Annotated in this window: 15 protein-coding genes; 14 read left to right on the plus strand and 1 reads right to left on the minus strand. The window is 40.5% G+C overall.

What is annotated here, in order from left to right:
- Nucleotides 1-96: 96 nt before the first annotated feature.
- From E2I05_RS04790 to E2I05_RS21945, 13 genes are all read left to right on the plus strand, one after another.
- Nucleotides 97-3,615, plus strand: coding sequence for a pentatricopeptide repeat-containing protein (locus E2I05_RS04790; protein WP_121854382.1), 3,519 nt, complete (start codon nucleotides 97-99; stop codon nucleotides 3,613-3,615).
- A gap of 660 nt (nucleotides 3,616-4,275) precedes the next feature.
- A complete protein-coding gene (locus E2I05_RS04795; RefSeq protein ID WP_218939896.1) occupies nucleotides 4,276-5,523 on the plus strand; it encodes an IS66 family transposase in 1,248 nt (415 codons plus the stop codon).
- 299 nt (nucleotides 5,524-5,822) lie between these two features.
- Complete coding sequence (locus E2I05_RS04800; RefSeq protein ID WP_145964463.1) at nucleotides 5,823-6,701, plus strand: hypothetical protein; 879 nt, start codon at nucleotides 5,823-5,825, stop codon at nucleotides 6,699-6,701.
- 637 nt (nucleotides 6,702-7,338) lie between these two features.
- Nucleotides 7,339-8,460: a dual-specificity RNA methyltransferase RlmN gene (gene rlmN, locus E2I05_RS04805; protein ID WP_121854064.1), complete on the plus strand. Its 1,122-nt coding sequence runs from the start codon at nucleotides 7,339-7,341 to the stop codon at nucleotides 8,458-8,460.
- A 32-nt stretch (nucleotides 8,461-8,492) separates the two neighbouring features.
- A complete protein-coding gene (gene pilW, locus E2I05_RS04810) occupies nucleotides 8,493-9,275 on the plus strand; it encodes a type IV pilus biogenesis/stability protein PilW (RefSeq protein ID WP_121854065.1) in 783 nt (260 codons plus the stop codon).
- Entirely contained in the window at nucleotides 9,275-10,258 is a 984-nt protein-coding gene (locus E2I05_RS04815) for a RodZ domain-containing protein (protein WP_121854066.1), read from the plus strand. Before pilW ends, E2I05_RS04815 begins: the two co-directional genes overlap by 1 nt.
- Nucleotides 10,259-10,365: 107 nt before the next feature.
- Entirely contained in the window at nucleotides 10,366-11,481 is a 1,116-nt protein-coding gene (ispG, locus tag E2I05_RS04820; protein WP_121854067.1) for a flavodoxin-dependent (E)-4-hydroxy-3-methylbut-2-enyl-diphosphate synthase, read from the plus strand.
- A gap of 769 nt (nucleotides 11,482-12,250) precedes the next feature.
- Nucleotides 12,251-13,525 carry a histidine--tRNA ligase gene (gene hisS / locus E2I05_RS04825; RefSeq protein WP_121854068.1) on the plus strand — a complete coding sequence of 425 codons (1,275 nt, stop codon included), beginning with the start codon at nucleotides 12,251-12,253 and terminating at the stop codon, nucleotides 13,523-13,525.
- A 14-nt stretch (nucleotides 13,526-13,539) separates the two neighbouring features.
- Nucleotides 13,540-14,160 carry a YfgM family protein gene (locus tag E2I05_RS04830; RefSeq protein WP_121854069.1) on the plus strand — a complete coding sequence of 207 codons (621 nt, stop codon included), beginning with the start codon at nucleotides 13,540-13,542 and terminating at the stop codon, nucleotides 14,158-14,160.
- A gap of 10 nt (nucleotides 14,161-14,170) precedes the next feature.
- Nucleotides 14,171-15,352 carry an outer membrane protein assembly factor BamB gene (bamB, locus tag E2I05_RS04835; protein WP_121854070.1) on the plus strand — a complete coding sequence of 394 codons (1,182 nt, stop codon included), beginning with the start codon at nucleotides 14,171-14,173 and terminating at the stop codon, nucleotides 15,350-15,352.
- Between the two features lie 74 nt (nucleotides 15,353-15,426).
- Nucleotides 15,427-16,890 (plus strand): ribosome biogenesis GTPase Der, encoded by a 1,464-nt coding sequence (gene der / locus E2I05_RS04840; protein ID WP_121854071.1) that lies wholly within the window; start codon nucleotides 15,427-15,429, stop codon nucleotides 16,888-16,890.
- Between the two features lie 254 nt (nucleotides 16,891-17,144).
- Nucleotides 17,145-19,124, plus strand: a complete 1,980-nt coding sequence (locus E2I05_RS04845) for a methyl-accepting chemotaxis protein (protein WP_121854072.1) — start codon at nucleotides 17,145-17,147, stop codon at nucleotides 19,122-19,124.
- 56 nt (nucleotides 19,125-19,180) lie between these two features.
- Nucleotides 19,181-19,336: a hypothetical protein gene (locus tag E2I05_RS21945; RefSeq protein ID WP_170179616.1), complete on the plus strand. Its 156-nt coding sequence runs from the start codon at nucleotides 19,181-19,183 to the stop codon at nucleotides 19,334-19,336.
- A 251-nt stretch (nucleotides 19,337-19,587) separates the two neighbouring features.
- Here E2I05_RS21945 and E2I05_RS04850 read toward each other — a convergent pair whose 3' ends face one another.
- Entirely contained in the window at nucleotides 19,588-20,097 is a 510-nt protein-coding gene (locus E2I05_RS04850; protein ID WP_121854073.1) for a hypothetical protein, read from the minus strand.
- A gap of 712 nt (nucleotides 20,098-20,809) precedes the next feature.
- Here E2I05_RS04850 and E2I05_RS04855 point away from each other — a divergent pair.
- Nucleotides 20,810-23,626: a hypothetical protein gene (locus E2I05_RS04855; protein ID WP_121854074.1), complete on the plus strand. Its 2,817-nt coding sequence runs from the start codon at nucleotides 20,810-20,812 to the stop codon at nucleotides 23,624-23,626.
- Nucleotides 23,627-23,658 lie beyond the last annotated feature (32 nt).

Below are 23,658 nucleotides of genomic sequence, written 5' to 3' on the forward strand. Positions count from 1 at the left end.
CATTTATAGAATGCCTTAAAGCTGAATATTTTTGTATTTATCTTTTCAGTGCGTTATTTCTTAGCTTGTTAATTCACTCACTTATTGAGTAATGTGATGGCGACAGTGCGCACTCCTGCTGAGCAACAAGCAATATATATATTCATGCTTAAAAGTCTCCAAAAATGCCCAAGCGAAGCCGTATTATATCTGAACTTTGAGGTTTCAAAGTTTGATGATGATGACGACTTACAACAGTGTTATCAAAGATTAAGCAAAATAGATAGACAAAAGCTGTATGATTTTTTCAACAATAAATCATCGTCGACTCGCTTTAACTCTAGCACACGAGAGACTCATTACTGTATGAAGCCAAGTAATGCTTACCGACGTTTTGCAACTGAGCCCCGCTCCATTGATCCAAAATCGAGCACTCAATATACCAAGCAAATACAGCAACCACCTTCCTCCCCTGATTCTTTTTTTACTCAGACCAGTGCGCTTATTCACTCTTGGAAACTTAAACGGAAAACCAAAAATCAACTGGGTATTGATTTAAATGCATTAATTGGTGGTTGCGCTAAACTTTCGCAGCTTATTGAAATCATTCACACGCTAAAAAACGACAAGCAGGTCATGGAAACATCATGGGACATAAGGTTAATCCATAAATTGTTACACAAAGTCGCCGAGTTTTCAGGCAGCCATTCATCTAATTTCGACGGCGTTTTTAGTGACATAATACGTTTTAAATCGTCCTATGAAGCGAAAACATGCACACTATTACTGAAATTAATTAAGTTAAATTTAAATTATTCAGATGCCAAAAGGTTGGTGCTAAGAAATGCAGCTGAAGCCAGCTTAATACAGCAATGGGGCATTGAGCCTAATGCTGCTATTTACAATGCTTTTATCACGGTATGCGCTAAAACGGGCCACTTTGGCAGTGCTTGGCAACTGGTATGTGGTGATAAGCCTGTGATGGCACCTCATTTGCCATTAAAATCCAATCAAATCACCTGCATTAATTTGCTAACCGCCTGCGCTGAAACGTGGCGTTTTACAGAAGCTAAATCATTGGTCTTGGGCGATGACGATACAGCTACAGCCAGCTGCATGCAGCAGTGGGGGATTAAGCCTAATGTTGCCATTTACAATGCCTTTATCACGGTATGCGCTAAAACTGGCCAGTTTGATAGTGCTTGGCAACTGGTGCGTGGTGATAAGCCCGTGATGGCACCTCACTTATCATTAAAATCCAATCAAGTCACTTGCATAAATTTGTTGACGGCCTGCGCTGAAGCGGGGCGTTATGCAGAAGCCAAATCATTGGTGCTGGGCGATGGCGATACAGATACAGCCAGCTTAATGACACTATGGGGCATCAAGCCTAATGTTGCTATTTACAATGCCTTTATCACGGTATGCGCTAAAACGGGTCAATTTGATAATGCTTGGCGACTGGTATGTGATGATAAGCCCGTGATGGCTCCTCATTTGCCATTAATGGCCAATCAAATAACCTGCCTGAATTTGCTGACGGCCTGCGCTGAAACGGGGCGTTATGCAGAGGCCAAATCATTGGTGTTGGGTGATGGCGATACAGCTAGAGCCAGCTTAATGCAACAATGGGGCATCAGGCCTGATGTAGCCATTTACAGTGCCTTTATCACGGTATGCGCTAAAACGGGCCAGTTTGATAGTGCTTGGCAACTGGTGTGTGGTGATACACCAGTGATGGCTCCTCATTTGCCATTAATGGCAAATCAAATAACTTGCCTGAATTTGCTGACGGCCTGCGCTGAAACGGGGCGTTATGCAGAAGCCAAATCATTGGTGTTGGGTGATGGCGATACAACTACAGCCAGCTTAATGCAGCAGTGGAACATAAAGCCTGATGTTGCCATTTACAGCGCCTTTATCACTGTATGCGCTAAAACAGGCCAGTTTGAGAGTGCTTGGCAACTGGTGTGTGGTGATAAGCCCGTGATGGCACCTCATTTGCCATTAAAAGCCAATCAAATCACCTGCACGAATTTGCTGACGGCCTGCGCTGAAACGGGGCGTTATGCAGAAGCCAAATCATTGGTGTTGGGTGATGGCGATACAACTACAGCCAGCTTAATGCAACAATGGGGCATCAAGCCTGATGTTGTCATTTACAGCGCCTTTATCACGGTATGCGCTAAAACAGGCCAGTTTGATAGTGCTTGGCAACTGGTGTGTGGTGATAAGCCCGTGATGGCACCTCATTTGTCACTAAAGGCAGATTCAATCACCTGCACTAATTTGCTGACGGCCTGCGCTGAAACGGGGCGTTATGCAGAAGCCAAATCATTGGTGTTTGGCGATGGCGATACAGCTAGCTTAATGCAACTGTGGGGTATCAAACCTAACGTTGCAATTTACAGTGCCTTTATCACGGTATGCGCTAAAACGGGTCAATTTGATAGTGCTTGGCGACTGGTATGTGATGATAAGCCCGTGATGGCACCTCATTTGTCATTAAAGGCCAATAAAATCACTTGCATGAACTTGCTGACGGCCTGCGCTGAAGCGGGGCGTTATGCCGAAGCCAAATCATTGGTGTTGGGCGATGACGATACAGCTACAGCCAGCTTAATGCAACAATGGGGCATTAAGCCTGATGTTGCCATTTACAGTGCCTTTATCACGGTATGCGCTAAAACGGGTCAGTTTGATAGTGCTTGGCAACTGGTGTGTGGTGACAAGCCTGTGATGGCACCTCATTTGCCATTAAAAGCCAATCAAATCACTTGTATGAATTTGCTGGCTGCCTGCGCTGAAACGGGCCGTTATGCCGAAGCCAAATCATTAGTGTTAGGCGATGGTGCTACAGCCAGCTTAATGCAGCAGTGGAATATCAAGCCTGATGTTGCCGTTTACAGCACCTTTATCACTGTATGCGCTAAAACAGGCCAATTTGATAGTGCTTGGCAACTGGTGTGTGGTGATAAGCCCGTGATGGCACCTCATCTACCACTAAAGACAGATTTAATCACCTGCCTAAATTTGCTGACGGCCTGCGCTGAAGCGGGGCGTTATGCCGAAGCCAAATCATTGGTGTTTGGCGATGGCGATACAGCCAGCTTAATGCAGCATTGGCACATCAAGCCTGATGTTGTCATTTACAATGCCTTTATTAAAGTATGTATTAAGGCTAAGGAATTTGACACTGGAATATGGTGTTTAGAAAACATAATGAACAAATGTCACATGAATACTTTTTCACAAATACATGCTCAACTTGCGCCGCTGGAAAAATATAATTTCGCAAGCATGATTGATAAAGGGATAACAGAAGGAATATATAAAAAAAATGTTGGCTTAATGAATCATTGTCTCGATTTGCATATGGATAAAATCTTCGAAGGAGATTCAGGCGATGGTACACATATTCGAGGTGTTCCATTAGCTTTCGCGAAACTATTATTTTGTTACCACAAAAAAAACAATGAAAACAACATAACATCGATCATAACTGGATACCATGGCAATAATACGTTAAAAAATGGAATGATAAGTTTTATCAAAGATGAATTTGAACTTGAGTTTATCGAAGATAAATTCAACTCAGGAATGATAGTATTGAGCGAGTCTACCCATATAACTTGATACTAGCGAGCACACTTTTTAGTATGATCGCATCATAAAATGGACATAATAGAACAACGACCATATTATAATGTTAAATGCATTTTTTTTAATGTTCTAAATGGTTTTGGGGGAAAAGCGAGTTAGTTTACCCAGACGATGAAGGGTACAAACAAGCAAAAAATGACAAACTCTATTATAAATTATCAAATTTTATTATAGTCGCACATGAATGCATAATTTAGTAACTTCTCAATAACCCGTGGCAAAACACCGAAATTGTAACAGTTAGTTACGATCGCAAGATCATGCTTGACCGATCTTGCCATGCTTTCATAATGCCTTTAAATTAATCTAATCATTGTTTAACTTGAAACTACCACTTCCCGATTTTTCCAATTCAGTATGCTCAAAATGTCGACCTATCGTCGAAGCACTGCAGTAAATCATTGAGCTTCAAGTTCAAGAAATTGTCGAGCTTAAAAATCGAATTGAAATTCTGGAAGATGAAATTCGCGAGCTAAAAAATATCAGTAAAAAACCTAAGATAAAGCCTAGCGGAATGGAAAGCGCAGTAAAACCGCCTCTCTGAGCATTCATCACGAAAAAATTATCCAGCACTCTGAGCCTTTACCAGAAGGGGCAAGGCTTAAAGGCTACTGAGAGTTTGTCGTTCAAGACATGAAAATCGAATCATATAATACCCTTTATCGTCTTGCGCATTATCAACTTCCTGATGGCTCAACGTTGACGGGGAAATTACCAAAAGAGCTAAACGGGCAACATTTTGGTAACGAGTTAAGAAGTTATGTACTGTATCAATATCATCACTGTCAAGTCACTCAACCTTTATTATGTGAGCAATTACGTGATTGGGGAGTCGATATTTCATCAGGTCAATTAAACCAAATACTACAACAAGGTCATGAAGGCTTTCATCAAGGAAAAGATGATTTGCTTAATAAAGGCCTGAGCAGTACTGGTTACATTACGACTGATGATACTGGTGGACGTCACTTAGGGAATAATGGTTATGTGACTCATATTGGTAATGAGTTTTTCGCTTGGTTCCAAAGTTCAGATAGCAAAAGTCGAATTAACTTTCTCTCAATTCTTTGCGGTCAACAGCAGGGCTACAAGCTAAATGCTACGGCTTTTGAGTATATGAAAGAGTACAAGCTACCAGAAGTCCAAAGAAAGCAACTTGCCAACCATCCTTGCCAATTTTTTGAAACCAAAGAAAAGTGGGATGCACATCTTAACCAGTTAAACATCACTCGAAGGCACCACATGCGTGCCGCTACTGAAGGCGCATTACTAGCGCAAGCTATTGAGATACACTCCATTGAATCACTGGTTGTTGTCAGTGATGGTGCTGGTCAATTTAATGTTCTTATTCATGCGTTGTGTTGGGTTCACGCTGAACGCTTAGTTTATAAGCTTGTGCCATTGAATGAAGCGCACCGAGAAGGCATCAAAAAGGTTCGAGGTGAAATTTGGGATCTATATCGAGATTTAAAACGGTATAAAGCTCAACCACAACCCAGCAAGAAAACAGAGTTAGAAAAGGAGTTTGAGCGAATTTTCACTCAAAAAACCAGTTATCAGCTTCTCAATCAACAACTGAAGCGATTACATAAACATAAATCATCATTGCTTCGAGTATTAGACCGACCAGAAATACCACTTCACACCAATGGCAGTGAAAATGACTTACGGGAACATGTAAAGAGACGAAAAATCAGCGGTGGGACTAGAAGTGATTTAGGGCGACAATGTAGGGATACATTTTCCAGCCTAAAGAAGACTTGTCGGAAACTGAAAATATCGTTTTGGCAATATCTTCAGGATCGACTTTCAATGAGCAATAGTATTTCATCCTTGGGAGAATTGGTGCTGGAAAAAGCGAGTGCTGCCAAGGGTTATTGAGAAGTTACATAGGTATAAGATAACTCATTAATAAACTTTAACTTTAATAAACAATTAATTATTTTAAACTGTCCGGCATTAGCAATAAAGAAGTATAAAATATGTGCAGCCTAGCCGTTCCTTCTAACTCCCCTACTCATTTTGAACCACTCAAAAACACAGTTGACAGTAACAAGCCGTCAGAAAATGCTTTGACAACCGAGCTTCTAAAAACCAAAGCTAAAGAATGGCTCAAAGCTGAAACATCACTCACTGAATCTCGGGTTGATGAGATTTGCGACAACCTTGAGAGCGATGAAGTGACTATCGATGTTAAGTTATCACAGCTTTGTGAATTAATCGGTAATATTAAAAATGAGTATCTAAAGGAATTTGAGTGTATTTGCACATTGGACGGTAATGAATATGAAACTTTGCATTTTGAACTAAGTTTTTCAGGGAGTAAGCTTTTAAAAAGCCATGATCAAAATATCTTCAATTCTCGCTTAGATAGCTCAAGTTTAACATCAGCAATCTCCAGCCTTAAACGGATAGAGGCTGAACTATGCAATGCGGAATCACCTGAACTTTCCGTACTACAGGCAACGAGGCAAAGACCACCAGCTAAAGTTATCTTCGATGTAGAGAATACTCTAGGTAAGTTAAAGGTTATTAATAGTTCTACAGACAGTAAAGTTGTAAGAGAGATATCAGAATTTGATAAATCCGAAAAAGGATTTGCATTTTTAAATTGCATTTGCCAGCAAGACGGATGCTACCAGTTTGACTTTACAATTGAGTTAGATCAAGGAGCAAGTACTTGTATTGGTGTATCACAATCTCTTAAGGCTAGTAAAATGCAAGTTGCAATCGATGCGTCAAGCGTGATGTGCATGTGTAATCAACTTTCATTTTTTCAATCTTACGAAGGAAAAGTGATCAGAAAAGGGGCAGTTGAAAGTGAAAAGATAAAAGGTAAATCCCAAATTCAGCCTTTTTATGAAAAAGGCACAGAAGTATGTCTTATGATTTCAGTGGAAAAACAATTAGCCAAAGTAGAAATTAAAATTAATGGTAAATTTCAAGACAGCGTAATTGAAAGGCTTAGAGTACCGCTTGTTCCATGTATTATCTTTTATGCTGGCATGAATAAAGAAGTAAAAATCACTGACAGCCATTTCCAAGGTACATCTGGATAGCGAACCTACGATGTCCTAGTATATAGCGTCTTCCCTTAATCCAACACTTTGGACAGTTTTGAACTTTAAAGTAGCTTATACCAATTACAGTAATTAAATTCCCAGCTCAGAGCTATGTAGGTGTTCAAAGTACAAGTGAAATTGATGAAGACATAGTTATTATCGACATACAAAACTGTCGTTATTACATTGCTACGTTGAGACAGTTTTGCGTAGTAATTTGGACACATACAAGCTCCTGAAGGGCAAGGCTAAAGGATGCCATTACTACGTTACAAGTTTTTGAATTATCCCGACAAAAGCACGAAGTGCGTTGAACGCCAGCTTTGTATGGCGGCCGTTAGGGTATATAGTACTTCATACTTGCGCCTTGTACTGAAATCCTTTAGCTCTTGCTGAGTGTGAAGTTAATTACTGTAATTGGTATTACTCTCATTGAAAAAAAGAAATGAACAGTTCATTTAGGCAGTAAACTGATATTTCTATAAATATTCGTTTTACCTTATATTAATAAACTCATCGCTTAGCCAAAATCAGTCAGGTAACACGGGTATATCTGGTCAAAGCAGTGTTGGGACTGTATAATCTTCCGCCCCTATTGAGGGGCTTTTTAGTTTGTATTTTTGAGGTTAGTTACATGAGTGATAAAAAGATCAATTTATTAGATCTCGATCGTAAGGCAATGCGACAGCTATTCGCCGATATGGGTGAAAAACCGTTTCGTGCTGATCAACTGATGAAATGGATCTATCACTTTGGTGTTACTGACATTGAAGATATGAACAACATCAATAAAAAATTGCGTACAAAACTCATTTCGAAGTGTGAAATAGTGGCACCAGAGATCTCCAGTTTCCAAAAGTCTGAGGATGGTACCATCAAATTTGCAATTGATGTGGGCGATGGTCAAGAAGTTGAAACTGTTTATATTCCTGAAGAAGACAGAGCAACGCTTTGTGTTTCATCACAAGTGGGTTGCGCATTGGCTTGTACGTTTTGCTCGACAGGACATCAAGGTTTTAACCGTAACTTATCTGTGTCAGAAATTGTCGGTCAAATCTGGCGAGTGTGCGACTTTTTAGGTTTTCAAAAAGAAACGGGCGAGCGTCCAATCACTAATGTTGTAATGATGGGAATGGGTGAGCCATTATTAAATTTATCGAATTTAATACCTTCTCTAAAGATTATGCTAGATGATTTTGGTTTTAGTCTATCGAAACGCCGCGTGACGGTTTCTACATCAGGTGTCGTACCAGCATTAGACAAAATGGGCGATGAACTTGATGTTGCATTAGCCGTGAGTATTCACGCACCTGACGATGAACTTCGCGACGTTCTGGTTCCCGTTAACAAAAAATATCCGTTAAAAGAATTTTTGGATGGGATCAGACGCTATATTGCTAAATCGAATGCGAACAGAGGTCGGGTGACGATTGAATATGTCATGCTGGATCACATTAATGACAGTACCGATCAAGCTCATGAATTGGCAAAACTGTTAAAAGATACGCCATGTAAAATTAACTTAATTCCGTTTAACCCTTACCCAGGTTCTCCGTACGGTCGTTCATCAAACTCTCGTATTGATAGATTCTCCAAGGTGTTAATGGGGTACGATGTAACTGTTATTGTTAGAAAAACTCGTGGTGATGATATTGATGCGGCATGTGGGCAACTTGCAGGAGATATTCGAGACAGAACCCAGCGACTAGCAAAAAAACGCATGCAAGAGCAACAAATTTCGGTCACAATGGATTAACTTTTAATTAGTTCAATGTCTTAGGGTTTGTTATGAAACAGGGATTGCTTCAAATCAGCTGTATTGCTACAGCGTTATTGTTATCAGCTTGTGTCAGTGAGCGAACTTATAATGGAACTGGTGATCCGGTTTCAGAATATAAATTTGATCCCGTTTCGGCTGCGAGAGAAAGAATGCAATTAGGATTAACTTACCTGAGACGTGGTAACACTGAACAAGCTAAGTTCAATTTAGATAAAGCACTAGAATATGCACCTGATCTTGAAGAGGTGCATACAGCACTGGCTTACTACTACCAAAAAGTAGGAGATACCCGCAAAGCTGAGAAATCATATAATAATGCCATTAACAGTAAAAATGTAACTGGCGACTCTTATAACAACTTTGGAGTTTTTCTTTGTCAGCAAAAAAAGTTTTCTGAATCTGAAAAAATGTTTCTTGCTGCGATTGATATGCCCAAATACACACGCTCTGCGTCAAGTTACGAAAATTTGGGGCTGTGTAGCCAAGAAGCGGATCAGTTAGAAAAAGCGCGAAAGTATTTTGAATTGGCGCTAAAGTATGATTCTAGAAGAGCAACGTCATTATTAGAGCTAACGAGAGTTTACTTCCAGTTAAAACAATTACCGCAAGCCAAAGCTGAATTAGAGCGGTATCACAATGTAGCATTTCAAACGGCGGAAAGTTTATCGTTAGGGATTGATATTGAACTTGGACTTAATGATAAAACGGCTGCTAAAACTCTTGCATTAGTATTACAAGCAAAGTTTCCTGCCTCTCCACAAGCCAAAAAAATTCGAGCAAATATGCACTAATGAAAGACTTAAAATCAGACGTGTCTGAAACACAAGCACTACAACAAGAAGAACCAGTACATACAATAGGTTCATTGCTAAAATCGGCAAGACTAGCGAGAAATCTCAGCATTGAAAGTGTCTCGAAATCACTGAATTTACGTATGACTATTGTAAATGACATCGAAGCGGATGACTTTAGCAACATAGGTTCTTCAACTTATGCTCGTGGATACATAAAAAATTATGCGAGATTGGTTGTTGCTGATCCTTTGTTAATTCACGAATGTATTGATAGCCAATTGGGTAAACTGTGCGACCCAGCGATGCAGAGTTTTTCTCGTAAAACGACTCGAGAAGCAACAGACAGTCGTTTGATATGGTTGACTTACCTTATAGTATTCACGTTACTCGCACTATTTATTCTTTGGTGGATACAAAAAGCCGAGCTATTTGGGACAAAAGCTGATTTATCTCAACCAAGCATTGAAGAAGTAGAGCAATTAGCGATTCAAACGGTGCCTTCAAGCATTCAATCGCAGACTACCACTGACGAAATTAAATCAAATAAGGCAATACTTCCTCAAGATAATAATCCAGTGGTGAGTGTTTCAGGTGAGGAAAGCCATTCTGTTTTACCAAGAGGGCAAGATGAAGCTCCCCGAGAAGAAGTTAATATTGAGGACGCTGAAATCACTCAGGATAATGCAACCTCACAAGTAAACGATCTGAAACTTGTTGAAGCAAACGATACAGTATTAACAGAAATTAATTTAACTTTAACTGGCGATTGCTGGATAAAGATTCAAGATGCTACAGGTGAAGTGATTGTTTCTGGTTTGAAAAAGTCAGGTAGATCAATAACAGTTTCAGGCCAAGCACCCTTCCAAGCAATTTTTGGTGCTCCACGCGTGATTCAGCTAAGTTTAAATGGAAAAACTGTTAATTTGGATAAATTCCCTTCAGGGCGAGTGGCAAGAATGACTTTGCCTCTTAATGAATAAAAGCTCGATTTATCTAAAACGTTAGTCCGAATTTTGGTTACTTACTTCAGTGCGTTGTTTGCTTTTTGATAAAAGTCAGTAACAACGACGTAGTACGGAGAAAAACTATGTACAGCGAAAACCCTATTAAAAGACGTCCATCAAAACGTATTTATGTGGGAAATGTTCCGATAGGTGATGGTGCACCTATCAGTGTTCAGTCTATGACGAATACAAGCACGACGGATGTAGCCGCGACAGTTGCTCAAATTAAGTCGTTAGAAAAAGTTGGGGCTGATATCGTTCGGGTATCTGTACCTACAATGGATGCCGCTGAAGCATTTAAATTGATCCGTCAACAAGTCCAAGTTCCTCTTGTAGCTGATATTCATTTTGATTATCGTATTGCGCTTCGTGTGGCTGAATATGGTGTGGATTGCTTACGTATTAATCCTGGCAATATTGGTAATGAAGACCGAATTCGAAGCGTGGTTGATTGCGCACGGGATAAAAATATCCCGATCCGTATCGGAATTAATGGCGGTTCATTAGAAAAAGATCTCATGGACAAATACAAAGAACCCACACCTGAAGCGCTGCTTGAATCAGCCATGCGTCATGTCGAAATTCTTGATCGCTTGAACTTTGATCAATTTAAAGTCAGCGTAAAAGCGTCTGATGTATTTCTGGCTGTTGAGTCATACCGACTATTGGCAAAGCAAATTGAACAGCCGTTACATTTAGGCATCACTGAGGCTGGTGGACTGCGCAGTGGTTCAGTGAAGTCGTCGGTTGGGTTAGGTATGTTATTGGCTGAAGGTATCGGTGATACGATACGTATTTCATTGGCTGCCGATCCAGTTGAAGAAATTAAAGTTGGTTTCGATATTTTGAAATCGCTGCGCATTAGAAGCCGTGGGATTAATTTGATTGCTTGCCCATCCTGTTCACGCCAAGAATTCGATGTAATTGGTACTGTCAATGCGCTCGAAGAACGACTCGAAGATATCATCACTCCAATGGATGTATCTATTATTGGTTGTGTGGTTAATGGTCCAGGCGAAGCTTTGGTGTCAGATTTAGGCTTAGCTGGAAGCAGTCATAAAAGTGGCTATTACGAAGATGGTGTTCGTCAGAAAGAGCGGCTTGATAATAACGACTTAGTGGATAAACTCGAAACAAAAATTCGTGCTAAAGCCGCAATGATGACGCAAAGAATTTCAGTTGAAGATGCTACGGACTAAATTAATCGTTTTTATCATCTTGTTATTACGCTGAATTGTTAGTGGCTGTTTATCTTTCAGGATTAAATTTTGTGCTATTTGAGCGTTTATTTGTTCAAGGCGTAAGCAGTGAAGCTTAGTCATCTAAGTAAACGGGTTACAACACAGAACGCTCAAAAGCATCTATGACAGCGTAAATTGGTCATTTCTACTGCGTTATCGCTTGCTTATTTGGAATACCAAACCACACAAGCTCTGTCTTGTATAAAACGACCAATTTATCGCTGCAAAAATAATCACGAAAGATAAACAGCCCCTAGGGTAATACCAATTACAGTAATTAAGTGCTCAACTCAGAGCTATGTATGTGCTCAAAGTGCAATCGAAATTGATTAAGACATATTGCTCTACGTCAAGACAATTTTGAGAAGTAATTTGAGCACATACAAGCTCCCGAAGGGCAAGGCTAAAGGGTTCCATTACTGCGTTACAAGCACTTGAATTATCCCGACAAAAGCACAAGTGCGTTGAACGCCAGTTTCGTATGGCGGCCGTAGGGTATATAGTACTTCGAGCTTGTGCCTTGCACTGAAACCCTTTAGCTCTTGCTGAGTGAGATATTAATTACTGTAATTGGTATAATATGTTGCTAGTTACGTATGAAACCCTTAATGCTGTATTTTCATGGCTTTTAGGCGTAATAGCGAACTTAAATGATTGTATCGAAACACGAGAAACGCCTATAATGCTAGGCGTTTTTTTATTTTTACTAGAGTAACGAGTCAATACAGTGGCAAAACAGATCCAAGCTATTCGCGGAATGAATGATATTCTGCCAACTCAAAGTCCTCTTTGGCAAAAACTTGAAACAGCATTACGGTCAATCGTAGGTGCGTACGGATACAGTGAGATCAGAACTCCTATTGTCGAGAGTACAGATCTGTTTAAGCGTTCAATCGGCGAAGTTACTGATATTGTAGAAAAGGAAATGTACACCTTTGCTGATAACAATGGTGATAGCCTGACCCTTCGACCTGAAGGTACAGCATCTACAGTTAGAGCTGGCAATGAAAACGGCTTACTGTATAACCAAGAGCAACGCTTGTGGTACATGGGACCGATGTTCCGTCACGAACGACCTCAGAAAGGGCGTTATCGTCAGTTCAATCAATTCGGCGTTGAAGTTTATGGCATTGGTAGTGCAGATACTGACGCGGAAGTATTGATGCTTTCAGCACGCTTATGGAAAGAACTTGGTATCAGTGAATATGTAACACTAGAGCTTAATACCCTTGGTGACAGTGATGAACGTGCCAATTATCGACAAGCCCTGATTGAATATTTAGAGCAACACTTAGATCAACTTGATGAAGAAGGTCGACGTCGTATGTACTCCAACCCATTGCGAGTATTAGACAGTAAAAACCCTCAAGTTCAGCAAGCGTTAGCTGATGCGCCTGAATTGATGGACTACTTAGGTGATGAATCTAAATCACATTTTTCAAAATTATGTGAACTCTTAGAAGCCGTTGGCATCCAATACACAATTAACCCCCGTTTAGTTCGCGGGTTAGATTATTACAACCGCACTGTTTTTGAGTGGGTAACTTCCAGTTTAGGGGCTCAAGGTACCGTTTTAGCTGGCGGTCGATATGATGGACTTGTATCTCAGCTTGGCGGTAAAGATACGCCGGCTGTAGGTTTTGCAATGGGAATGGAACGTATCATTTTGTTGCTACAAGAATTGGAACTCGATAAAGACATTACCCCGACGGTTGACGTTTATGTTACTGCAATGGGTGATGCTTGCCAGATAGAAGCTGTTAAAATTGCTGAAAACTTGCGTGAAACCTTGCCACAGCTTAGAGTGATGAGCCATTGCGGTGGAGGTAACTTTAAAAAGCAAATGAAACGTGCTGACAAAAGTGGTGCAAAATTAGCGTTGATTATTGGCGAAACTGAAGTGTCCAATAATCAAGTTGGAGTGAAAGACCTCCGCGAAAGAAATGAACAACAAATGGTTGCCTGTGATCAATTGGCAGCTTTTCTTGAAGAACGGATTTAACAAGGGGCCTGCTCGTGGAAATTTATAGCTCAGAAGAACAACAAGTAGATGCTATCAAGCAGTTTTGGAAAGATTACGGCAATTCGATCATTGTTGGAGCTGTTGTTGGTTTAGGCGGCTTATATGGTTGGAACTATTATTCAGCTCATAAAGTCGAACAAGCACAAAACGCTTCAGATGCCTATCTAGCCGCTGTGAATGATACAAGCGATGAAGCTAAGCTCGCTGGTGATTTTGCTAAATTTAAAAAAGAATATAGCCAGCAAGGTTATCAAGCCATGTTGCAACTAATGATGGCTAAATCAGCTGTTGAAGCTAGCCAATTGGATAAAGCCGTCACAGTATTGAAAGAAGTCATTGCCGCTAAACCCGGTCATGGAATTGAAGATATCGCAACGCTACGTCTAGCGAGAATTCAAGCGGAACAAGACCAAGTCAGTGCGGCATTAACAACACTTTCTCAAGTGACCAGTGCATCATTTTTAGCTCAGCGCGATGAACTTAAAGGTGATTTATTGGTTCGACAAGGTGATGTTGAACAAGCTAAAGCCGCATACGAAGCCGCAATGGGTATTGCAAAAAATGCAACTAACCCTGTATTAAAAATGAAGCTGGATAACTTAAATCAAGCATAAGGAATTTTTCATGACGTTTTGGTGTAAAAATTTACTTGTTGCAGGCTTAAGTATCGCTGCGTTATCTGCATGCTCTTCAAGTGATGTGGAAGAAGTTAAAATCAGTGAACTACCAGAAATAGAGGCGACGGTAGCGCCTGTTATAAGCTGGAGTACGGTTGTTGGTTCGGGTGTTGGTGATTATTACTCTCGTCTTCGTCCAGCGGTAAAGTACGACAAACTTTTTGCAGGCGATCGTAATGGTCAACTTGTTGCGTTTGATCAAAAAACACATCAACAGTTATGGAAGCAAGATCTCAATGATATTATCCATGAAGCTGGAATCAAAAAAAACTTTCTCTTAGCCGCAGGTGTGAGTGTTTCACGTAATAAAGTTTTTGCTGGCGGCGAAGCGGGTGTTTTAGTTGCGCTGGACGCAGAAACCGGCGCACTGGCGTGGCACGTAGAAACTGACGGAGAGCTATTATCAACTCCAACAATAGGTGAAGATGTTGTTGTCGTTGCGACATCTTCAGGGGCTATAGAGGCTTATGATGTTGATTCAGGTGAGCAACGTTGGATTAGCCAATCACAACTGCCTCCGTTAACCTTGCGCGGTACTGGTGCGGCAAGCTACGAAAGTGGTGGTTTTTTTCTTGGAACTGCTGATGGCAAAGTGCAAGTTATTGTACAGAAAAATGGTCAAGTCGCATGGGAATCTGCTGTTTATACACCCAAAGGTGGTAATGAGTTTAGTAGACTAGCAGACGTTGATATGAAACCACTTCTGTCTGGTGAAAACCTTTACGCTGTGAGTTATAATGGCAACCTAGTATCAATGGAAGCTCGTACTGGACGCGTAGTTTGGTCACGTAAATATTCGAGCTTTCATGAGCTTGCAGAAGCAGGTTTGAGTTTATTTTTAGTGGATGATTCAAGTCGAATCTATTCGGTAGATAAACGCAATGGATTAGAGCTTTGGAGTAATTCAGAGTTAGAAAATCGCACCCTGACTTCTCCAGCCGTATTTGAGCAATATTTGATAGTTGGTGATTTTGAAGGCTATCTGCATTTTATTGATCGTATTAGCGGCGAGATAACAGGTCGAGTGCAAGTCGACAGTGATGGTTTATATGTTCAGCCCGTTGTTGTTGATAATAAAGTTTATGTTCAAGGACGTAGCGGTAAGCTCGCTGAAGTTACGCTTCCTTAGTTTTTTGATTAGTGTTTAATAAAAACCCTCGCACTGATTGGTTCGAGGGTTTTTAGTTGTATAGAGGCAATAAAATGATCCCAGTAGTGGCGCTTGTTGGCCGTCCCAATGTCGGGAAATCAACCCTGTTTAATCGACTCACTCGAACTCGAGATGCATTGGTGGCAGACTTTCCTGGTTTAACTCGAGATCGAAAATACGGTCGAGCGTTTCTTTCTGGGTATGAATTCATTGTGGTTGATACCGGTGGTATTGATGGCAGCGAAGAAGGTATTGAAACTAAAATGGCTGAACAATCGTTAGCGGCGATTGAAGAAGCTGATGTCGTATTATTCATTACTGATGCTCGTGCCGGAATGACCTCGGCTGATCTAGCCTTGGCACAACATCTTCGAAGTCGAGAAAAAACCACCTTTGTCGTTGCCAATAAAGTTGATGGCATTGATGGTGACTCAGCTTGCGCTGAGTTTTGGTCATTAGGGCTTGGTAATGTTTACCAAATGGCCGCAGCGCAAGGTCGTGGTGTTACGACCATGATTGAGCATTCACTCGCACCGTACGCTGAAGCGATGGGAATCGAGCGTGATACTGAGCTTGATACTCCTGAAAAAGTGCTTGAATTTACCGAAGAAGAAGCGGAAGAAGAACAGAAGCGCCTGCAAGATCTTCCTATTAAGCTCGCGATTATTGGTAAGCCTAATGTAGGTAAGTCGACGTTGACAAACCGTGTGTTGGGTGAAGATAGAGTTGTCGTATACGACGAACCCGGCACCACACGTGACAGTATTTATATTCCACTCTCACGTGAAGATCGTGAATATGTAATTATTGATACGGCAGGAGTCAGGCGACGGAGTAAAGTTAACGAAACCGTTGAAAAGTTTTCGGTAATTAAAACCCTTAAAGCCGTAGAAGATGCCAATGTTGTGTTATTAGTGGTTGATGCAAGAGAAGGCATCAGCGAACAAGATCTTGGTTTACTCGGTTTTGTGTTGAATGCTGGGCGAGCCCTTGTCATCGCTGTGAATAAATGGGATGGCATGAGCAATGACGACCGAGAGTTTGTGAAAAAAGAACTTGATCGCCGTTTAGGGTTTATTGATTTTGCACGTATTCACTTTATCTCTGCATTACATGGTACAGGTGTTGGTCACTTGTATGAATCAATCGAAGAAGCTTATGACAGTGCAACGCGTCGAGTCAGTACATCAATGTTAACGCGTGTGATGCAAATGTCTCAGGATGATCATCAGCCACCAATGGTGAATGGTCGTCGAGTTAAGCTTAAATATGCGCATGCAGGGGGTTATAACCCACCTATTGTTGTCGTGCATGGTAACCAAGTGAATAAGCTGCCAGATTCATATAAGCGTTATATGATGAATTACTTCCGTCGCTCCCTAAAAGTTGTGGGTACGCCGATTCAATTACGTTTCCATGAGAGCGCTAACCCGTTTGAAGGCAAAACTGAAAAATTGACGTTAAGCCAAGAGCGACGTAGAAAACGTGCAATGAGCCACATAAAAAACCGCAAATAACTTTTTGTTATTATTATGTAACAAAGAAGTATAAGGAGCCGAAAGGCTCCTTTTTAATATCTATAATACTGTTAAAATGACATTAACTACTACTTTGAAGCACTTTGCTAGTAGATTGTATTGTATTGTTTTTTATTTCAGCTGCTCGTTGTAATCCCTTAATTTATTTATGGTTGTATGTACCTCTATAGGACATAAACTGTCACTAATAAAATTATTATTATCATTGATAGATAAACCATTCGGGAAGCAGGATGCGATTGCAAAATAAACTCTTAACCATGTTCTTATGTGTTGGAATTATCCCATCACTGATCATTGCCCTAGTTTCTGTATGGAGTGCGAGTGAAAGTTTAGAGCATCAAATATACAATCAACTTACCTCTATAAAATTCATAAAAAAATCTCAAGTCGAACAATTTTTTGAAACGACTGAAGCAAACCTTACCGTTATTGATGATGCTGTAGCGGACTATTTAACGAATAGTCAATCAAAAGATTTAGCGGTTATCGGTCAACAACATGATTACTTTTTCCATGAATTTATTGAATTAGAAGGATATGAAGATTTTTATATCATCAAGCCAAATGGAGATATTGTTTATTCGGTAGAAAAGCGCTCAGATTATAATAGCAATTTACTTACAGGGGCTTCTCGAAATACCAATTTTGGAGCAATGTTTCAGCAAGTAAAGACAAGTCGTCAGTTGAATATTCAAGACTTTGAACTTTATTCGGTAAATGGTAATACCCCTCAAGCTTTTGCTGGAATGCCTCTCTATGATGATAATCAGTTTATTGGCATTGTCGCACTTCAATTCGGTATTGATTCCATCAACAAATTTATGCAACAGCGGGATGGAATGGGAGAGACAGGTGAGAGTTATCTCGTCGGCCAAGATTTGAGAATGCGCTCTGATTCTTTTCTTGATCCAAATGGTCATTCGGTCGAAGCCAGCTTTTCAGGAACAGTAGCAAAAAATGGTGTGAACACGAGAGCAGTAAAACAAGCGCTAGCAGGAGAAACAGGTACTGAGATTATTATTGATTACAATGGTAATCCTGTTTTGTCTTCTTACACCCCGATTCATTTACACGGAATCAATTGGGCATTACTGGTCGAAATTGATGAATCAGAAGCGTTTGCAAGCATTTATCGGTTAGAAGTAATTATTGGTGGGATTTTACTGCTTACTGCGCTAGCGATTATTGCAGTAGCCATAATTATTGCGCGTTCGATTTTAATGCCGATTGGTGGTGAACCAGAACAAATGGGACAGCTCAGTGAACTAATTGCTGATGGTGATCTTTCTACGCAGTTGGATGAAAGTAAAAAAGTAACTGGCGTATTTCAATCAATGATCAAAATGAGCAAAAATTTACACCAAGTGGTAGGTACCATTGTGGAATCGTCAGAGCGATTGTCGTTGACTTCTGAGCAGACTCGAAGTGCCAGTGAACAGTCAAAGCATGGTTTACAAGAGCAAAGTGCCAATATTGATACGGTTTCTGCAGCACTAAATGAAATGTCAGCCGCAGTTGAAGATGTGGCGAATAATGCGCGCACTGTGGCAGATTTTAGTATAAGTGCTCAAAAGACGTCTGAAATTGCAGATGAAAGCGTAGAAAAAACCATTAAGAGTATGACTAGCCTTGCACAAGAAGTGAACTTAGCCACGGATTCAATTCAAAATGTTGAGTCAAATTCACAGCAAATCGGAACAGTGTTAGAAGTGATCAGAGGTATCGCCGATCAAACGAATTTGCTTGCCCTTAACGCAGCAATTGAAGCCGCGAGAGCAGGTGAGCATGGTAGAGGGTTTGCCGTAGTGGCTGATGAAGTACGACAGCTGGCTCAAAAAACACAAGATTCAACCAGCGATATTGAAAGAATGATAGTGCAGTTACAGGCTGGAACTCAAGAGTCGGTCAATGTCATGCAAGGCTCTAGAGCGTCCGCTGAAAAGACCATAGAGCTTGCCACCTCTAGTTCTAGTGCGATTAAGAAAAACCTCACTGAAATTAAAAACATTGCCCTAAATGCTGAACAAATCGCCTCAGCGACCCAGCAACAATCAGTGGCTGGTGAGGAAGTCAATCAAAGTATTGTGTCCATTAATCAAGCTGCCATTGATAATGCCGCCAGTGCTGAGCAAGTGTCTCAAGCGAGCGAGGAATTGAGTCAGCTAGCGCTACAATTGAAAAAAATAACCGGCCAGTTTAAGTTATCTTAACCTTGTAGCATTAATCGAAGTTTTATTTGTGAAATGTAGTGTTTCAATGTAGTCGAGTGAAAAATACTTTACTTGACTACACAATAATTTTGAAGCTGGTCAAGCCTATGGCATTTTTATCTGAAATAACGTTAGGGGCTGTTTATCTTTCAGGATTAAATTTTGTGCTATTTGAGCGTTTATCTGTTCAAGGCGTAAGCAGTGAAGCTTAGTCATCTAAGTAAACGGGTTACAACACAGAACAGTGAACGCTCAAAAGCATCTAAGACAGCGTAAATTGGTCATTTCTACTGCGTTATCGCTTGCTTATTTGGAATACCAAACCGCACAAGCTCTGTCTTGTATAAAACGACCAATTTATCGCTGCAAAAATAATCACGAAAGATAAACAGCCCCTAGTTTTTTCTAAAAAAAATGGCCTGTACCTAAACCTACAGGCTCGATTTACCTTAACCCAGTAAGATCATTGTAAATCCTCTGGATCAAAGCTGTGTGAAAAAGAATAGGGTTTTGTTCTTAAATTGGGTACCTGATGTGTTAAATCTTTAATAAAATCACCAGATTCAGGGTTAATCATTCCTATTTTAGATATCCATGGGTTTAGATTGTTATCATCTAAATAATTATCTTTTACCCCAAAAGAATGATAGTGCAAATATCTTTCTCGATAGCTTTTTTTCTCTCCATTAACAGTTAATATTACTTCCCAAGTAAATTGCTTGTGCTTGTCCCAGCAATGGGTAAAGGGTTTATTGCTATCGGTGTGCCTTAATACTTTTTTAGTTTCACCTGCCTCAATTCTTACAGGTGTCACAGGAGCAGAGTTAATACAATAAGAGCTAATTAGTTCCAATGTAATATCGTATGGAGTCTTATTTTCGTAATTAATCTCAAATGTAGTACCTGCTGCAGCATTAAACCCTAAAAATATCATGAGAAAAACAATAGTCTTTAGCCATAATCCTTTATGCATTTCAACGTCCTTAATTGTTTAAAAAAGCTTCTTGTTTGATTTTATACCAATTTCAGTAATTAATCTCTCACTCAGCAAGAGATAAAGGTTTTCAGTACAAGGCGCATGTTCGAAGTACTATATACCCTAACGGCCGCCATACAAAACTTGCGTTCAACGCACTTAGTGCTTTTGTCGGGATAATTCAAGAACGTGCAACGCAGTAATGGAAACCTTTAGCCTAGCCCTTCGGGAGCTTGTATGCGCAAAAATTACTTCACAAAATTATCTCAACGTAGCAATGTAATAACGACAGCTTTGTATGTCGGTAATAACTATGTTTTCACTAATTTCGTTTGTACTTTGTGCGCATACATAGCTCTGAGTTGAGCATTGAATTACTGTAATTAATGGTATTAGTACCTGCTTTTGTTATTTCAATTTTTAAAATTTGATAAGGAATGAACAACAATTTTGAGTTTTTGCTATCAAATGCACTGAGCTAAACGCACTCAAAATATTAAGATTTCACGGTACAATATGAAAAACTAATTCCCAAACAAGAAGTGTTATTTCATCGGTTAACTTTAGGTGGGTATACAGAAGTGATTGAAATCTATTTGAAATATTAAATACACAAATAAGAAATATAACTGCAGTTAATTTGTCATTTACGACAGGTAGTTTTATGTGGCCTACAAACTAACCTGAAAATCCGTCCTCGGAGATGACAATGGAACTGAAGAATATTTTTAAACTTGGTGCATTAGCTACTGCACTTGCCTTAGCCGGTTGTGGTGGCGATATCAACGTCAACACAGGTAGTGAAACAACACCTATAGTTACACCTCCCCCTGTTGCAACCCCAACCAATGAAGAAAAAGCATATAGCGGTTTTGCAACGAGAAGCACTACTTTATCAGAAGTAGATGGTAAACAAGTGTGGACACTTAGTGGTGTGCTCAGACCTTCTTCTGCTGCATCAACAATCAATGTTGGCGGTCAAGATGGATCTAAAATCGTACTGGGTAATGATGTTATTTGGTTACTTGATGATGCAGTTATTGCTGGTGGCGATAATGATAATTCAGTTCAATTAGAAATTTTAGCAGGCACGAAAATACTCGGCGGCAGAGAGTCTTATTTGGTGATCAGTCGTGGCTCTCAAATTAAGGCTGAAGGAACGGCAGAAGCGCCTATTGTATTCACATCAGTAGAAACCGCCGTTGGTGGACAAGGTGCTGCGGGGCAATGGGGGGGGTTGGTTTTACTCGGTAATGCACCAGTAAATACATGCCCTGATTTGAATAACTGTTCAGCATCTTTTGAAGTGGGTAATCACAACTACGGCGGTAATGACGAAACAGATAACTCTGGCGTCATTACTTATACGCGTGTCGAGTTTGGTGGATTTAAAATTAACGACACTCAAGAAATGAATGGCATCAGCTTTGCTGCAGTGGGTAGTGGTACAGAAGTAAATAATATTCAAATTCACAAAAATAACGATGATGGCATCGAGTTCTGGGGCGGTAATGTGTCAGTCAATAATGTTGTACTGACTGACAACTTTGATGACTCATTAGATTGGACAAATGGCTGGAGAGGTTCTGCTCAGCACGTTTATATCCGCCAGGAAAACAATGCTTCTAACCGTGGTATTGAGGCTGATAGTAATAGCGATGCAACCAAAACTCCGTTATCTCAACCTGCTTTAGCAAACATCACGATTCAAGTGGCCGATGGTACTAATTCCGGTGGCGATGATGCTGAAGGGATTTTATTCCGCAAAGGTACTGGGGCAAATGCCTATAACATACTTGTTAAGGGCGGGGCTAATTCTGGTGAATGTCTAGAAATCAATGGTGATAACACTGTTGATAATGCGGCTACGCCAGAGCTAACCATTGAAAACAGCTTGATTGATTGTGTTGAACCGTTCAAAAACGCTAAAGTTGATGCTTCTAAAGGCTACACAAAAACGCTTGATGTTAAAGCTTGGTATGAAGGTCAAACAGGCAACCTCGTTGGCGCTTCAGATTTAACAGGTTACATGCCAAACAGCTCGTCTGTTGCACTGACTGGCGGCAAAGAAAGCCTAGCAAATGTCGATGCTCGTTTAGAAAACGCCAACTACATAGGTGCTTTCAATGATACGGATTGGACAGAAGGCTGGACAACAGACATTCATGAAACGACTAATGTACCTCCTGTATCTAAATTACCGACATTAAATACTTGCCCTGTCGGCACTTCAACTGAGTCAGTTGTAGCAGGTTTATATTCTGATGAAAATGTAAATTTAGTTTGTAGCTTGTCTGGCAATATTACGACGAATGTGACCCTGCTTGCGGGTGAAAACGTCCTGTATAAGTTGGATGGTGGTGCTGTTGTAGTAGGTGGCGATAACACAAACTCAGCTACTTTAGCCGTTCAAGCTGGTGTAAACATGTTTGCTACCAACGACAGCTACATTGCAGTTAGCCGTGGCTCTAAAATTATGGCATTAGGCACAAAGGAAAATCCAATTGTCATGACTTCTGAGGAAGACGTCATTGACGGTGCAGTGGCCGAACGTGGCCAATGGGGCGGATTAGTGCTTCTTGGAAATGGTAAAACCAACAAGTGTTCAGATCATACTCAGTGTGATGCGACCTTCGAAGTTGGCGACCATAACTATGGCGGTAATGATAATACGGATAACAGCGGCCAAATTAGCTATGTTGTCGTTAAGTATGCTGGCTTTAAAGTGAATGATACTCAAGAAATGAACGGAATATCATTTGCAGCAGTCGGTAGCGGCACTCAAGTTGACCATATTCAAGTCCATGCGAATGGCGATGATGGTGTCGAGTTTTGGGGCGGTGCAGTTAATCTTAAATACGTTTATCTAACAGATAATTTCGATGACAGCCTTGATTGGACAAACGGCTGGACAGGTAAAGCCCAATACGTATTTATCACTCACGAAGATGGTAATGCAAACCGTGGTATTGAAGGTGATAGCCATAAAGGCTCTGACGATACTCCTGTTTCTATGCCAACGATTTCAAATCTGACTATTCTACCTGGAGTTGATACAGAGAACGGCAGTGGTGACAAAGGTGAAGGAATCTTACTTCGCGTTGCAACTGGCGCAGCACTTCACAATGTATTGGTTCAAGGACGTAAAGGTTCGACTTCTAACACTGAAAGTGGCGAATGTTTAGAACTTGATGGTTCTAAAGTTGGCTTACACGACAATGTGGAAAACGGCATGTTGGTAATGACTCACTCTGTGATTGATTGTAACGAGCCATTTAAGTACAGCTCTGATACAGACCATGGTTTTGATTCTAGCTTTACTAAGACTTGGTTTGAAGGTCAAACGGGTAATACTGAAGCTGAAGTTGTTTTGACGAATGGTATTCCTGCTTATGATGATGCTGTATTGGTTGGCACTGGTAAGGATTTAAGAACAGACGATAACTTCTTTGATTCAACGACCTTCATTGGAGCGTTCGATGGTCAAGTTGATTGGACTGAAGGCTGGAGCTTTAAGCCTGAATAACTGTCCTCAAAGCCCTGCTATCACTCTTGGTA

This window comes from Parashewanella spongiae (genome assembly GCF_004358345.1).
In the GTDB taxonomy this organism is placed as follows: domain Bacteria; phylum Pseudomonadota; class Gammaproteobacteria; order Enterobacterales; family Shewanellaceae; genus Parashewanella; species Parashewanella spongiae.